2 pseudogenes are annotated in these 17,258 nt (G+C 74.9%); one reads left to right on the top strand and one right to left on the bottom strand.

Features of this window, described 5'->3' with window-relative positions:
- Positions 1-246: pseudogene (locus D0D15_RS36730) on the bottom strand (hypothetical protein); the annotation flags it as partial.
- Between the two features lie 64 nt (positions 247-310).
- Here D0D15_RS36730 and D0D15_RS32190 point away from each other — a divergent pair.
- Positions 311-17,258: pseudogene (locus D0D15_RS32190) on the top strand (hypothetical protein); the annotation flags it as partial.

Raw genomic sequence — 17,258 nt, 5'->3', positions numbered from 1 at the left:
GACCGCGACCGGCGGCGGGACCGGCGGGTCGGGTGGGTCGGCGAGCACGTCGTCCGGCCCGGGTGGCGGGTCGAGCAGCGGCTCGGGTTCGGCGACCCGGGGCGGGGCGGCGTCCGGCGCCGGCGGGTCGAGCGGGTCGGGCGGCTCCGGTTCCGCGCAGAACGCGGGGGATTCGCCCTCCCGCAACGGCCGCACCGGCGAGCAGTCCGGCGAACCGCGGCGGACGACGCCGGACGAGAGCACCAAGCCGGAGACCGAAGAGACCTCGTCCGGCGACGACACCCGGACGGCGCCCGAGGAACAGCGCCGGGTGGCCACCGCGGGCGCGGACCAGCCCGGCGGGGACCGGACTGCCGAGCCGACGCGCGACACCGGCCGTACGACGCAGCCGGACACCGACCACCGCACCCAGACCGGCCGGGACGAGACGGCGGCCCAGAACCGCACCCGGACACCGGAGGCGAACCCGGAACCGTCCACTCGCGACGGTGACACCACGCAGACCCCGGACGCCGCGGACGGTGGGCGTCGGGAGGGTGACAGCACCCAGGCTCCCGATTCGTCCACTCGCGACGGTGAGTCCACGCAGAACCCGGATTCCTCCACGGGCGACGCGGACTCCGGCAGCCGGCCCGAGACGACGGACACCCGCGAACCCCGGCAGCAGTTCACCCCGGAGAACCCGCCGGAGAAGGCCGAGCGCGGGCCGGAGACGGCGACCGCGGTCACCGCCCGCACCCTCGACGCGCTGAACGCGGAAGGTTACACGGTCCAGGTGGACCGGGAGACCGGCATGTTCAGCGTCATCTCGCCGCACAACCAGACCGCCGAGTTCTTCGTGACCCTGAACGACGACCTCCCGGCCGGCGCGGTCGAGGTGCGGGGCGACGAGGTCCACGTCTCCAGCCTCGTGTCCGAGCAGATGACCGAGGTGATGCAGAACAACCGGGCCATGATGGACCAGGTCCTGGAGCACCTGTTCGCCCGCGCCCCGTTGCCCGACGACCTCACGCCGTCCCTGGTGCACACCAACGCGGGCCCGGCCGTCGGCGGGATGACGCCGCAGGAACCGGGCACGACGTGGCACGCGCTGCCGCGCACGGTGCAGGCCGGCCCGGACGCCATGCCGGCGGCCCCGGGCGACCAGGACCTGACCGACGCGATCGCCCGCCGCCACGAGTCCGCGCCGGACAACAGTCTCGCGAGCCCGCGCGTCGCCACCGCGCTGCACGGCGACCCGGGCGAGGGCCCGCTGGTCGTGGAGTACGGCAACGGCAACCGCATCCTCGTGCGCGTCCAGCTGGACGACCGGGTTCCCGACAACCACGTGCAGGTCGACCCCGGCACCTGGCAGGTGCGGGCCGACGGCTCCGCACGGCAGACCGGCGAGGCGACCATCCGGATCGGCCGCGGCGACCTGGACGCGCTGCTGGAAGCGGGCCTGCGGACCGTCGCCGACGGTGTGCCGGGACGCGACCAGCCGCACCACGCGGTCAACCGCCGCGCCCTGGCACGGGTGCCGGGCGAGCCGGTCAGCGGTTCGGTCGCGGTCACGCGGGACACCACCGCGGACAGCGAAGCGGTCGTCCAGGAGTTCGAGTCCTTCGCGCGCGGACTGGGCCAGACCACGGCGCCGGCCGCCGTGCTCACGCCGTCGGCGCCGTCGCTCGGCGACCCGATCCCGTTGAACCGCCTGTCCGAGCCGGGCGCCCGGCTGCCGCAGCGGGTGGAGTTCCACGACGAGACCGTGCGGCTCGTCTACGACGACGTCACCGTCGACGCGGTCCTGGCGGTCGACTCCGGCCTGGCCGCCGGCGAGTACCAGGTCGTCTACCCCCGCTTCACGGCCGACGGGGTCCAGGCGGAGCCCCTGCAGCTCCGGGTGTCGGACAAGACGCTCAGCGACGGCTTCCAGCGCACCATCGCGGAGCGGGTGAAGTGGCGCCACGTGCTCGGCGAGGTCGGCACGACCCTGCAGGGGCTGGGCGACCTGACCGACGGCACGGTGGCCCTGTACCGCGATCCCGCGGTCACCCCGCTGGCCCGGACCGTGATGACGGCGGTCCGCGGCGCCCGCCTGGTGCCCGACCCGCTGGCGCCGCCGTCGGCGGCGGGCGCGCCGTCCCACTACTCGGTGCGCCTGCCCGATGCCCCCGGATTCCGCGACGGCGTCCAGACGACGGTGCGGGCACTGGCGGAGTCCGGCCTGCGCCCGGAGACCACCGAGCTGCACTGGGACCACGCCGGATCCGGGGTCGTCACCCGGTGGACCAACCCGGTCACCGGCGAGTCGATCGTGCTGCGGTTCGGCACACCGGAGTCGGTGGCGGCACGGGCCCAGGCCGCCCGGCTGGATCCGGACGGCCCGCACGCCGGGCTCCGGAACGAGATCCTGCGCGGCGTGCTCGAGCCGGACGGCCTGGACACCGTCGAACTGCCCTCCGGTGCCCGGGCGAACGCCTGGGACACCGTGCTCGACCACGAGCAGCGGCCGGCACTGGGCGACCTCGAGGTGTCCGGCGACGTGCTCGACCGGATGCTGGAGCGGCACGGGCCGGAAGCGACCTCCCCCGGGCACATCCGGATCGCCGCGCGGTGGTTCGGCGACGGCACGAACCCCCGGTCCGTGCTCGGTGACGTGGTGCGGGACGTCGTCCAGCGGCCGGAAGTGGCCAGGTTCGACGAAGAAACGGGGTTGTGGGCCGTTCGCGGCGACCGCGACGGGGTGACGATCGCGGCGGTCGTGGCTCCCGACGGGAAAGTCCTGCAGGCCGAACCCCTCCCGGGCCCGAACACCGAAGCCGGCCGCTCCGAACCGCAGGAGCCGGGCACCTGGCGGGAGCCGTTCCAGGACGCCGTCGCCGCCGTCGACGGGGCCCGGCTCCGGCCGACCACGCTCGCCGGCCTGGCTCAGGACGGGCCGGCCCGGTTCACCGTCGACGTGGACGACGCTTCGGTCACCGACTCACTCGTCCGGGAGTTCGCCTGGCGCGGCTTCGCGCACGGCGAGGTCCAGGACGGCCGGGTCACGCTGCGCCACGTCCAGTCGGGGCAGACGATCGAGCTCCGGCTGCGCGCGCCCGAACCGGCCACCGCGCCGCCGGACACCACCCCGCCGGACCCCGTCACCGTCGCGGTCGCGGCGGTGCCGGGCGCCGCGGTGACCCAGGAGGGGCCGTCCCGCTACACCATCACGGTCAATGCGGACGACTACCTCGCCGACGGCGTCACGGTCGCGGAGGAGCTGGAAAGCCGCGGCTTCACGCTGGACGACGTCGACAGCGCGTGGGGCCGGCGGGACGCGGGGCTGCTCGGCGGGCGTCAGTGGCACGGGTGGCACACCACCTGGACGGCGCCCGACGGCCGTGCCGTCGAGATCAACCTGACCACCGAGGCCGGTGTGCGGCACGCCGCGGAGGTGGCGGAGGTCGCCCGGCAGCGCGACCGGCTGGGCCGCAACGATCCGCGCCGGTTCTGGCTGCAGTCGCGCCTGCGCCACCTCACCGAAAACCCGCCGGTGCCGCAGGACGCCGAACTGACGCCCGCGGTGCGCCGGAGGCTGGCCGGCGGCCGTCTGGCCAGGCAGGTCGCCGGTGAGCTGAACGTGCCGTCGGTGACGCTGACCCGGCTCGACGGCGAGGACGACACCCGGCGGGGTCACCTCGTCGCCCGCACCCCGGACGGCACCGAGGTCGCGGTGGTACGAGTGCACGACGACGTCGCCGCGTTGCGTGCTGAGCTGGACAACGTCAGCCCGACGCTGACCACCACGGTGCACGAGCTGCCGGGTACGGCGGCCGGTGTCGCGGTGGCGCCGCTGACCGGGGGCAGCACCGTGGCCGAGGTGGTCACGATGCTCACCGACGCCACCCGGCCGAACGGCTGGCACCACCCGGACGTCATCTTCGACGCGCGACGCCCGCCCGCCGACCGCATCCGGCTCGAGCCGGACCGCGTGGGGCACATCCTCGACGGCGACCGGGGCGGCGGTCACCGCCACGGCACCGGCCGGCCGGGCAAGACCGAGTTCCCGGAGCGGTGGAAGGACGACGACGCGCGGACCGAGGCGATCATCCGCCAGACCGCCGAACACCCCACCCGCGTCGTGTGGGACGCCGAGCACCAGTCCTGGGTGGCGAGCCGGGAGCACGACGGCGTCATGGTCGTCGTCGCCGTGCTCGAGGACGGATGGGTCGCGACGGCCTACCCCCTGGAGGGCGGGCGCGGGGTGGTCACCAACCCCGTGCCGTCGGAGCCGGCCCGGCACGAAGTGGCGCCCACGCTGCCCCAGCCCACGCTGAACCGGCTGGCGATCCGCAACCCCGATCACCCGGCGCGGGTGGACAAGTTCCCCGCGGAGTGGTTCGAACCAGGGCGGTTGGAGAGCATCCTCGCGCAGGTCGTCACCGAGGGCCTGCGGCCGGAGGCGCTCGCGCGGCGGCCGCTCGAACCGGTCCACCGCAAGAAACAGGAGTGGGTCCACGGGGACTACGATGGCGTCCGGCTCAGGGTCGCGATCGACGCCGGCAACGTCATCCAGAACGCCGAGCCGCTGGACGACCCCGGCGGCGACGGGACGCCGCAACGCGAAGGAGGGCGGGACGATGGAGCTCTCCGAGGTGGAGATCGCTCGGCGGATGAAGGAACTGCCCGGCAGGTTCCTGGACCGGCTGGACGACGAGGCGCTGAACTCGGTTCGCCGGACGCTGAACGTGGGCGAGTGGCCGATGAGCGTGCAGGCGCTGATCCGGGCACTGCGGAGGCTGGACAGCCCGGTGTCGACGCGGGAACGCGAGGAGCTGCGGACGTTGCTGGCGCTGTTCGACAGCCCGGACGACCCGGAACCGCTGAGGAAACGAGCGGCGCGGGTGAGCGAGGACCTGACGGCGCTGACGGAAGTGCCGAGCCTGAGCGAGGCGGAGGCGACCGGACTGGCCGGGACGCTGCTGGAGACGTTCGGGCCGCGGATCCCGGAGCCGGACCGCGCGGAGATGGTCCAGTACGCCGAGCTGGCGAACTGGCCGGATCTGACGCTGACGACGGTGGAGCTGCTGGAACGGCACGGGGTTCCGGTGACACCGGAGGAGCACCGGATGCTCTGGCAGCTGCTGGACGCGATGGATCTGTCCCGCGAGGGGATGACGGCGATCCCGGTGCGGTAACGGCCCTCGACGACGGGACGCGGCAGGCGCTGGCGGACTTCGGCAAGTCCGGCGCCCCGGCGATCGCCGACGCGCTCGGCGTGCCGCTGTCCACAGTGGAGGCGCGGTTCGACCAGCTGGCGGCGAGCGCCTTCGCGCTGGGGGAGCAGGGCATCGCCCGCGCGTTCCCGGGTGACGAAGCGGCCCGCGCGCGGCTCGCGCCGTACGTCACCGCGAGCAGCGTCTACGACTGGGAATCCGGCCGGGTGGGCCTGCGCCTCGGACGGCCGGAGGCCGACCTCGCCACCGAACTAGCCCGCGGCGTGGTCACCTCGTTCCGGACCGCACCGGCCGACGACCTCGCGGCCGTGGACACCGCCGACCGGGCCGCCATCGGCCGGGCGCTCGGCCGCCGCCGGGCCGCCGACCACCGGGTCGTCCTGGCGTGGCTGGACGCGGCCGGTGGCGCCCGCGCCGAGGCGCTCGCGGAGGCGCGGTCCAGGGAGGAGGCCGTGCTCGGGCCCGCGTCCCAGCTCAGCTTCCACAACCGGTTCGACCACACCGCCGAGGTGCTGGCGGCCGTGGCCGAGGGCCGGTCGCCGGTGGAGCCGAACCTGGGAGCCGAACGGCAGACGGGACGGGCGCTGCCGGTGACGACGGCGAGCTTCCCCCTCGCGGTCGTGAGCGCGGTGGACCAGGACGGGATGGCGGACGCGGTCCAGCGCGCGCTGGCCGACGCGGGGGTGCACGTCGTGCGGGAGGCGCACGGTGGCACCACCACGTGGACGCTCACCGACCGGGGTTCGTCGTGGCGGCTCACCGTCGAGGTGAGCGAGTTCGCCACGGAACCGAGCGTCCGGGTCCCGCCGCCGCGGTTCGACGGCGCGCGCTGGGTGCAGGACCCGGTGGTGGCGGTGGTCCCGCCGGTGCCGGTCCACCCGGCGTGGCAGTCCGAAGTGGCCACGACGCTGGTCGGCGAGCTGCTGTCGCAGGTGCCACCCGCCATCCGCGGTCAGGCCGCCGAAGTGGCTTCCGTGGACTGGCCCGCGCTCGCCACGCGAGAGGTCACCGCGCGCGAACCCGGCACGCGGGCCGCCGATCCGGCGGTGGTGCTCGCGATCGATCCGGTGACGGCCCACGACACCCTCGACCGCACGGTGCCGCTCAACGCCGAGCCGGCCATCCCCGGGCTGGTGACCTCGACCGACCCGGCGCTGGTCGCCGACACCGTCCGTCAGACGCTGGAGGCCACGGGCGCCCGGGACGTCACCTTCGACGGCACGACCGTGTCCGGGGTCTTCGGTGACACCGGCCTCGGGTTCACCGTGCGCGTCGATCCGGACGCGACCCGGGCGCACGTGTCGCTCCCGGTCGTCGAGTTGCGGGTCGAACCGGGCGCCGGCCCGCGCGACGGCCGGTGGACCCAGGACCGCCGGGCCGAGATCGTGCTGCCGCCGGTGACCGTCGAGCCCGGATGGCGCCGGACGATGGTCGTGTCCGCGCTGGTGGACGCGCGTGCCAAGGTCGGGCTGCCGGTCGTGGAGACGGTCCGCGGCCTGGAGACCGATCCGCGGGTGGGGGAGCTGCCGCCGCTGCGGAACCTGGCGGCGGACCTGCCCGCGACCGGCGCGCCGGTCGGCGAGCTGCGTCAGGGCGAGCGGACCGTGCTCACCCTGCCCGGGCGGGAGCGGATCGTGCGGGGCGTGCAGGCGCCCGCCGAACCCTGGCGGGCCCGCACCACCGACCCGCGCGCGATCGAGAACACGCTGCGGGACATGCTCTCCGGCGGTGAGGACTGGGCCGGGCGGGTCCGGCCCGACCCGGGCGGGGACGGCACCACCTGGCTGCTGGCCGGTCGCGGCGACGGGCCGGTGCTCCGGTTCCGGGTCCGCGTCGACCCGGATGCGGTCACCGCGCGGGTCGTGCTGCCCGCGATGGACCTGCGGGTCGACGTGGACACCGCGCGCGACAGCGAACCGGGCACGCGGCTGACCGGCGGGCGATGGGTGCAGACGGGCGTGGCGGAGGTCGTCGTGCCCCCGCTGCCCGCCGAACCGTCCTGGCAGCGCCGGGCGCTCCTCCCGCTCGCCGTCGAACTGGGTGTCCGCACGCCCGCGGCGCTGCAGTCCGCAGTGGACGAGCGGGCCGCGGACTGGGTCCGGTGGGAGTTCGTGACCCTGCCCGCGGTGGGCGACCTCGCGACCGAGCCGCTCACCGGAACGGACGGCGCCGAGCCGTTGCGCCCGCTGCCGACCGCGGTGCTGACCACGGACGCGGCCGAGATCGAGCTGCCCGCGTCCGAAGTGGACCGCACCGCGGATCCGGACGAGGTGGCGCGAGCGGTCGAATCGGCGTTCGGCGCCGCCGGGATCCGCACCGAGACCGTCACCCGTCCGGACGGGACGGTGATCCGCACGGCCCGGGCCGACGGGCTGCGCTGGCAGTACCAGGTGCGCGTCGACCCCGCCGCGACCGCGCCGAGCGTCCGGGTCCCGGCCGTCGAGCTGCACGTGGACCCGCGGACGCAGGCGGACGCGGGCCGCTCCGGCACCCACCTCGCGGAGGGGCGGTGGGTCCAGTCGGCGCCGGTGGAGATCGTCGGCGCGCCGATGACCGGCCAGGCGGCGCTGACCGAGGCCGTGGCCGGCGCGGTCGAGCAGGTGAACAGCCGGATCCTGGAGGACACCTGGCGGGTCCGGTCCGCGGAGGCGTCGGATCCGCCGCACCCGGGTGACCTGGTCCCGTCCGCGGATGCGGTGGTGGCGTCGCTGGACACCGCGCGCGCGGAGATCGGGGACTTCGCCAAGCGGGGCACGCGCGCCATCGCCGACGCGCTCGGCGTGACCGAGGACGAGGTCGTCCGCCGCCTCGACGAGAAGCTCGCCGGGGCGTTCGAGCTGTCCGCGCGCGGAATCGTCCGCGGATTCGGCGGCGACCAGGCGGCCTGGGACCGGCTGTCGCCCTACCTGTCGGCCGCCGCGGTGTACGACTGGGAGTCCGGCCGCGTCGGCCTGGCCGTCGGCGACCCGGTGGACGTCGTCGCGGCCGGGCTGGTCAAGGAGGTGGTCACGTCCTTCCGCGAGCCGCCGGCCGAGGCCGCGCGGACCGCCACCGGTGCCCCGGCCGAGCTGATGCTGGACCGCGAGATCGCCGACCACCTGGCCGTGCTGGCGTGGGCCCAGTCGCTGGACGGTCCGCTCAGCACCGAGCTGGCCGAGGTGCGGACCTGGAGCCCGGAGCTGCTGCGCGAGGTGCTGCAGTGGCGTTATCCGTCCACAACGGACCACGTGGACCGCTTCACCACGGCCATCCACCAGGGCGACCCGGTGGTGGAGCCGAGCCTCGGGCGCGAGCGCGCCGTGGCGGAGGCGGTTTCGGCGACCCTCGCGACGCAGGTTCCCGATGCGGTGGCCCGGGTCGAGGCCGCGCCGTCCGGCCTGGTGATCACGCTGACGGCCGGCGACCGGGAAGTCGTGCTCGACGTGCGGGAGGGAACCGGCCGCCGGCCCGACCCGGACGCGCTGCGCACGCAGCTGGCCGGCGACGCGCGGGCCGAGGTGGAGCTTCCGCTGTCCGCGCTCGGCGAACTGGCCGTGCCGCTGCTCACCGACCTCGCCTCGCACGCCGCCGGGCTGGGCGACGCGGGCGTCCCGGGCCCGGCCCCTGCGGCCGTGGAACCGGCGGTGATCGCCGCAGTGGCGCGGCGCGGCGCGGAGCAGGCGCGGCTGAGCGATTCCGTCACCACCTTTGCGGCCATCCCCGGCACGGATTCACCCTCCGCCACGCTCACCGCGATCAGCTCCGCGGGCCGGCCGTTCCGGCTGGTCGTCGACGTCGCCGCCGGTTCCCCGGCGGTCCGGCTGCGGTTGACCACCGGCGACCCGGCCACCCACCGGCTCACGCTGCCCGACGGGATGAGCGAGCAGGACCAGGAACGCGAGGTGGCCGGCGCGCTCCACGCCGTGCTGGCCTACCGGTCCGTCGTGCTCGGCGACGGCGACATCCCGGCGTTCGCCCAGCGCGACGGTGCGGCCGCTCGCGGCTGGATCGAGGGGACCGAGATCGTACAGCTCCTGTCGGACGCGATCGAGGCACACGCGGAGTCGGACGGCCTGCAGCGCCGGACCGAGTCGGTCCGCAGCTTGCCGCGCCTGTCCGAGTGGAGCGCGATCAGCTCCCGCGCCACGCTCCGGTCGTACCTCGACATGGTCGCCTCCGAGGACACCACGTACAGAGCGGGCGTCATCAGCAGTGCGCACGACGGCATGGTGCGGCTCGACGAGTGGTACTCCGCCCACGAACCCGAACTCACCGTGCACGCGCACACCCCGCCGGGCGCGGCGATGCTCGAGCACCTCCGCGCGCAGCGGGCGTTCCGGGAGTGGATGGCGCACACCGGGGGCCTGCTCGACCGCCGGTTCCTCGCGCGGTCCTGGGCCAGCGGCGGGCACGCGCAGGCGCATCTGATCGCCGCGCTGCAGCGTCACATCGGTCCCGCGGACCCTGGACGCTGGTGGCCGGTCGCGACGGCACTCCTGCCCGCCGGGACGGACGCCCCCGCTTTCGTCGACGGGGTTTCCCTGGCCGACCTGGTCGACCTCGCGACCGTGGTGTACGGAACCGGTGCCCACCCCACGCTGGTGGCCCGCGTGCTCGAGGCGACCGCGCGGGCGCAGGAGCTGCCCGATCTGCCTGCGGGACTCCGCACGGCGCTCGCCGATGTCGTCACGAAGGCCCGTGCCCTCGATGCCGCGGTGGCCGACGCGCGACCGGGTGTGCTGGAGCCGGTGGCGGAGGCGCTCGCGGATCTGCGCGCCAGCCTGCGCACGGTGGGCAGGCACGGCCTCGATGTCTCCTCGCCCCACTGGCCGAGTCCGGCCGAGAGCACCGCGGAGGGCCCGGTCCTGCCCGGCCGCCCGCCGAAGCCCGTCCTGGGCGTGACCATGATGGGCGGCGGGTCCGGTACGTGGGGCTCGGAGCGCCCGGGTCTCAGGGCCTGGCGGCTGAAGGCGATCGGGCAGGCCATCGTCCTCGGGGGCCTGGCGAGGGGCCTGCCCGTCGCGGCCGGGATGATGCGGCACTACCTCGGCAACTCCGGCCGGGACTTCGTGGTCGAGCCCGACCACCTGCTCGGCGCCCTGCCCACGCTGCACGACGCCGCGACGACGCAGGTGCGGTTCGAGGCGTTGCGGCTTGCCCGGGCCGCCGAGACTCGTGGCGAAACCGGGACGTTCCCGTTCTCCACCCCGTGGCAGCGCTTCGACACCACCCTGACCGAGGCGGAGAGCAGGGACTGGCACCTCGGAGTGGGCACGTTCTACTTCGCGGTCAGCGGAGCCGTCACCGTCCTGCCGGGACGTGACGGTGGCCGGCCCGACGTCCAGGTCGACTACCAGGTGCACGTGTACGACCGGTACAGCTGGCACCACGGTAACCGTTTCCCGGTGGGACCGCTGTGGGTCTGGGACGACGAATGGCAGATCCTGCACCGCGCCGGGATGGCGCGCGAGTTCGACATCGTCGGGTCCACCGCACGCAAGGTGCACCGCGGGCCCCTGCTGTCGCTGTACGGCCTGGAGATCCCGGTCGACCACGCGGCGTCGCCGCGGGACCGCCTGCTGGACGGTCTGATGAGCGCGGCGCTGCCGCACGTTCCCGATTCCGCGACCGTGGAGCGGTTGGCCGCGCAGTGGCAGGTCTACAGCACGGCGGACGGCGACGACAGCGTCTGGTTCCGGCTCGAGCCGGGTTCGGATTCCATCGTCGTCAGCCGTCCGCCGGGGGAGTCCGGCGGTCGTGACGAGTGGAACGCGCGGCTGCACTGGAACGCGGCCGAAGGCGCCTACGTCGGCGCGGACGGCCGCGTCGAGTTGCTGCTCGACGGCAGGCCCACGAACGGACTGCAGGGCGCGGCCGACAGCGTCCGGGTCCGTTATCCCGACGGCACCACGGGAACTCTCGGGTTCCGGGGCGTGTACACACCGGAGGAGATCGCCGCGGACGGCGCGCACCCGGTTCGGTCCGCGCTGATCCGCGAACTGGACGGTCCGACCCGGCAGGCGGTGCTCCGCTTGATCACGTCGGATGTGGTGCGGGTTCCGGGACGGGACGTGCTGCTGTCCTCGGCACTGCCCGCCGCTTCGCCCACGACCACCGACGCGGGCGCCGTCGACGAAGCGGTCGCGCAGGTGCTCGCCGGCGGAATCCCGGGGCTGGAGTCCGCGCGCGCAGTGCCGGATCCGGCCGGCGCCGGAACCCTGTGGCTGCTCGGCTTCCAGGACGGCATCGAGCTCGCCCTGAGGGTGCGGCCGGACGAGAGCGTTACGGATCCGTGGCTGCGCCTCCCGCCGATACGGGTCGGGGACCAGGTCGAACAGGCCGCCGCGGCGGTGCTCGCGCTACCACCGGTTCCCGTCGACGCCGACGGCCGCCGCGCCGCCATCGCGCATGCGCTGGGGCAAGCGGTGGAGCTGCTGCCGGGCACGGTCGACGCGATGGTCCGGCCCGTCGTCGAGAGCAAGCAGGCCGCCGTGCCCGTCACCGGCACGCTCGTTCCCGCCCACGTGCGCGAGCCGGGCCCGGACACCGCGCGGTCCCGCGAATGGCGGCTCCACGAAGCCTTCACGGCACTCGCCCACGGCATCCGGCCCGGCCCGGAGCCGGTGGCGTCCGCCGGGCGCCGGACCGGTCCGCTCGCCACGAAGGACGGCGAGCGGACCGAGGCCGTCTTCCGCAGCCGCGCGCAGCGGCACGGTCCGCTCTACACCAGCACCGCGGTCGCTCCCGAGGAAGTGCAGCGGGGCGGGCTGACCGGGAAGAGGCGGCGCGAAGTCCTCGACGAGGACCTCCAGCGCTCGTCCGCGGAGGCCCCGCAGGTCGTCGTCTCCAGTCCCGTGCTGTCCGTCGCGGCCGCGGACAACTCGAACGGCGGGGAAACGACTTACATCTACGAGCACCACGCCCCCGGCGGCGTGGACGTGGACGCCACCGCGGAACGGCGCGGCACACCGGTTCCCGGCGAGGGCCGGGTGCTGCACAGCCGGGTCGAGCCGGAGGACGTCCGGGGCTGGTGGCAGGTGAGGCGGACCCGGCACCGCGATCTGATCAGCGTCACCTGGCACGACAACCCCGCTTTCGCGGGGGTGCGGGCGCCCGCCGAAACCGGCATCGATCGGCTCGACGTCCTCACCGCGCAGGACGTCGCCGAGTTCGCCGTGCGCGGGTCCGCCCTCGTCGCGGCGCGGTTGGGCGTGCCGGTCGACGAGTTGGCGGGCCGGATCCGCGAGAAGGCCGCGTCCGCGTTCGAATTGAGCGAGCAGGGCCTTGCGGAGGCGTTCCCCGACGACGGGGCGGCGCGGGACCGGTTGTCGCCGTACCTGAGTGCGTCCGGGGTGTACGACTGGGCCACCGGCCGGGTGGGGCTACGGGCCGGTGAGCCGCTGAGCGTAGTGGCGACCGCGTTGGTGAAGGAGGTCATCACTTCCTTCCGCGATGCGCCCGCCGTGGCGGCCGCGCGGTTCGACGGGGCCACCGCGGATCTGATGTTGCAGCGGGAGGTCGAGGATCACCTGCACCTGCTGGAGTGGGTGCGGGCGTTGGACGGTCCGCTGCCTGCCGAGCTGGCCGAGGTGCGGTCCTGGACCCCGGAGCTGCTGACCGAGGTGCTGCGGTATCGGTATCCGTCCACAACGGACCACGTCGACCGCTTCACGCTGGCGGTGGCGCAGGGTGATCCGGTCGTCGAACCGAGCCTCGGGCGGGAACGCCCCCAGGCGCCGGGCTGGATCGACGAGACGGACTGGCAGCGGCTGGCCACCCAAACCCACGACGCGATCGCCGGGTCCCTCGACTGGTTCGGCGAGCTGTCCACTCCGCTGGTGGGCCCCGGCGGCGTGGTCATGGGGATCCAGGTCGAGTACATGCGAGCGCTCGTCGACGCGCTCGACGAGTTCGACACGCTCTTCGACGACGCGACCGCCGTGCACCGTGCGTTCATCGTCGACACACTGCACGACGATCTGCTGCGTGCCGTCGAATGGGTCGACGCGTGGCAGGCCGAGCTGAGCGTCCGGGCCGCGCCGCCGCCGGGCTCGTCGATGCTCGAGCACCTGCGCAGGCAGGAGTTCTTCACCACCTGGATGGACACCGTCGGCGCGCCGCTCGACCGCCGGTTCCTGGGCCGGACGCAGGCCGGTGGCGAACTCGCGCAGGCGATCCTGGCCGCGGCGCTCGCGCGGCACATCGGCCCCGCGGACTTCGGGCGGTGGGTGGCCGTCGCCGAGGAGCTGCTACCCGCCGGCGAGGACGCACCGTCCTACCGCGACGGCATCACGGTGCGCGACCTCGTGGAGGTCGCAGCCGCGGTGCACGGCGCGGCCGACGGCCGCGGGCCCCTCGCCCGGATCCTGGACGGCATAGCCCGCGCGCTGCGGGAACCGGATCTGACGGCCGGTGCTCGTACGGCGCTGGACCGGGTCGCGGCAGAAGCGCGGCAGTTCGGCGAAGCCGTCGAGCGGTCGATCGCCGGCCGTGACCTGACCGCGGTGACGCAGGCACTGCCCGCCCTCCGCGAAAGCCTCGACGCCCTGGCGCGGGACCACGGCATCGACGTGTCCACGCCGGACTGGACGGCGGCCGGGAACGGCACGCCCGAACTGCCGGGCCGTCCGCCCAAACCCGCTCCGGGTGACACCATCATGGGCGCGGGTTCCGGCCCGTACGCCGTCGAACCGCCGACGGTGTGGGGCCGGGCGCAGCGGGCCGCGGCGCTCACCTCGATCGGCGGCGCGGCCGCCGTCTACTACCCGACCGGGGCGGCGCTGATGCGCCACTTCCTGGGCGGCACGGGACGGGACTTCCTCGTCGACCCGGACCGGATGATGCGTGAAATCCCGGGCCTGCGCCAGGACGCCGGACGGCAGGTGGCCTTCGAGGCACTGCGCCTGGTCCGGGCGGCCGAGGCGCGTGGCGAGTCCGGGACGTTCCCGTTCAGCACCCGCTGGCAGCGTTTCGACAACGAGCGCATGGTGGTGCAGAACGCCGACTGGCACCTGGCGCTCGGCACCTTCTACTACACCGTCAGCGGTGTCGTCGAGGTGGCGCCGGGGCCGGCCGGCACGCGGGTCGAGGTCCAGTACCAGGTCCACGTCTACGACCGGTACAACTGGCACTTCAACGTCACCACACCGTTCGGTGCCGGCGTCCGGATCAACCACTCGGTGTGGCAGGGGCTGCACCGGACGGGGCTCGCGCGCGAGTTCGACGTCGTGGGGTCGACGGGACCGAAGGTGCACCGGGGCACCGCCGCTTCCCTGCACGACCTCGCCGTTCCGCTCGAGCCGGCCCACTCGTGGTCCGGCCGGCTCCTCGCGGGGATCGGCTCCACCGGCCCGCTCGATACGGCCGGGCCGGACGGCCGCTGGCTGCACTACACGCGGCCGGGCGGGACCGACCTCTCGCTCAAGCTCGATCCGGCGACGGGGACGCTGGCGGCCAGCAGCGGCGCCGACACCGCCCGGGGCCTGCCCGCCTGGGACGCCGAGCTGAACTGGGACCCGGCGCTGAACGGCTACACCGGCGACGGGGTGCGGGTGCGCCTGATGTCCGGCGACACCCCGGTCCGCGACACCGAACAGGTTCCGGACCGGGTCGAAGTGACCTTCACCGGACAGGGCGCGCAGGTCACGCAGGTGCTGACCTTCGCCGGAACGCACACGCCCGACGCCGTCGTCGTGGACACGCATCCGGTGCGGGCGGCCCGGGAGAACGAGCTGGCCAGGGCGGCCGCCGGCGCGATGCGACGGTTCCGCCGGACGCCCGCGGTGACCAGTTCCGGGCGGGACGTGCCGCTGTCCGGCCAGTGGCCGGACGCCGCCGCGACGACGACGGAGGCCGCCGTCGTCGAGGCCACGGTCCGTGAGCTGTTCGGCCGCGGGATCCCCGGCGCCGTGGAGGCGCAGGCGGTCGCCGACGTGTCCGGGCGCGGTGAGATGTGGGTCGTCCGCCTCGGCGACGGAGCGCAAGCCGGGATCCGGGTCCGGGCCGACGACACGGTCGACGGCTCGTGGCTCTACGTCTCCGGGCTGCGCGTCGATGGCGGGCAGGTCACCCAGACCGCGCCGATCGAGGTGGTCGTTCCCGCGGTGCCCGTGGACGCGGACGCCCGGGCGGAGGCGCTCGCGCTGACCCTGCGGCAGGCTCTGGAGCTGCTGCCGAGGGAACTGGAGAGGCTGACCGTCGGCGGCCGCGAGCCGGCCGACCTCGGCCGGCTGGTGCCCGACGACGTGCGGACGGAGCCCGCCGGCGCCACGGCCCGCGCGTGGCAGATCACCGACGCCGTCGCGCGGTGGCGGCGCGGCGAGGGGACGTCGCTGGGTGAGCCCGAGGGCCTGCGCACCGGCACCCTGCCGACCGCGGACGGCGGCGAGGTCGTGGCGCTGCACCGCAGCCGCGCGCACGCCCAGGACGCGCTCTTCATCGTCCGCGCCACCCGGCCCGAGGTCCTCGCCGAGGTCGGTGGCATCACCCGGACACCGGGCGGCGACCTGCGGTTCGACGACCTCCGGGCGCACGCCGAGCAACCGGGCACCGGCCAGGTGGCGTCGACCCGCGACCTGCTGGTCGCGGTCGATCAGCTGCGGGACTTCACCGGCTCCGTCTGGACCTACGTGCACCGTGCTCCCGCCGGAGTCGACCTCGACGCGACGCTGGCGCGCCACGGCGAAGAGGGCACCGGGAACGCCGAGGTCCTCCACGAGCGGATCGCGTTCGCCGACGTCGAAGGCTGGTGGGAGCACACCCTCGGCGAGAACGGGGAAGTGCTCTCCAGCAACTGGTACGACAATCCCGCCTTCACCGGGGCACGCGTGCCGGCCGAGGTGGTGGTCACGCGCCTCGACGACGGCGCGCGGGAGGAGCTGGCGGACTTCGCGAAGCGGAACGCGGGCGTGCTCGCCGACCGGCTGGGGGTGTCCGAGGACGAGGTGCTCCGCCGGATCGAGGCGAAGGCGGCATCGTCGTTCGAGCTGAGCGAGCGCGGCTTGACGGAGGCGTTCGCGGACGACGGGGCGGCGCGGGACCGGTTGTCGCCGTACCGCAGCGCGTCCGGCGTGTACGACTGGGCGACGGGCCGGGTGGGCCTGCGGCCCGGTGAGCCGCTGGGTGTGCTGGCGACCGCGCTGGTGAAGGAGGTCATCACCTCCTTCCGCGACGCGCCTGCGGTGGCGGCGGCGGAGTTCGACGGCCCGGTGGCGGATCTGATGCTGCAGCGGGAGGTCGAGGATCACCTGCACCTGCTGGAGTGGGTGCGGGCGTTGGACGGTCCGCTGCCGGCCGAGCTGGCCGAGGTGCGGTCCTGGACCCCGGAGCTGCTCACCGAGGTCCTGCGGTACCGGTATCCGTCCACAAGGGACCACGTGAACCGGTTCACCACCGCGATCCGGCTGGGCCAGCCGGTCGTCGAGCCGAGCCTGGGGCGTGAACAGGATCTCTGGCTGCTGCGCGAGGCCGAGGACGTGCTGCGCGGCGGGCCGGGCGGGCACCCGCTGCACGTGTCCGCCCAGGTGACCGGTCCGGGCCGGGTGGCGTTGCAGTTCACCTACCGCGGCGGGCGTACGGCCACGATCTTCCTGCAGCCGACCGCCCGCGCCGAGGCGTTCGCGGACCAGGTCCGGCTGATCGAGCAGCGCTTCGGCGCCGAGCTTCCGGTCGACGCCTTCGTCACCGCCGGTGAAGTGGAGGCGATGCTTCGCGAGCTGGGCATCCAGGACCGCGCGGACGTCACCCTGTCCGCGCATCCCGACGGCGTCACGATGACCGCGCTGGACGGTGCGGGCCGGACGCACCGGATCGAGTTCCGGGCCGGCGACCGGGACCTGGAGGTGCATCCGGCCGTGCCGGGTGACGACGTGGTCCGCGTCGTGATCCCGACCCAGGCCGATCCGCGCGCCCGCCTCGCCGAACTGGTGGCGGCGGTGCGGGACGCCATCCCCGCGGGCCCGGACGCGACCGGCCCGGACCAGGGCCCCTCCGCGCCCGCCCCGCTGCCCCCGGCCCCACCCGCACCCCAACCCGCCTCACCCCCCCCGCCCGCCCCCGCCCCCCCCGGCGACCCCGCCG

The sequence above is a fragment of the Amycolatopsis thermalba genome, from assembly GCF_003385215.1.
Lineage (GTDB): Bacteria > Actinomycetota > Actinomycetes > Mycobacteriales > Pseudonocardiaceae > Amycolatopsis_E > Amycolatopsis_E thermalba.
The sequence above is the reverse complement of the archived record's forward strand: the minus strand, read 5'-3'. Positions and strand labels throughout refer to the sequence as shown.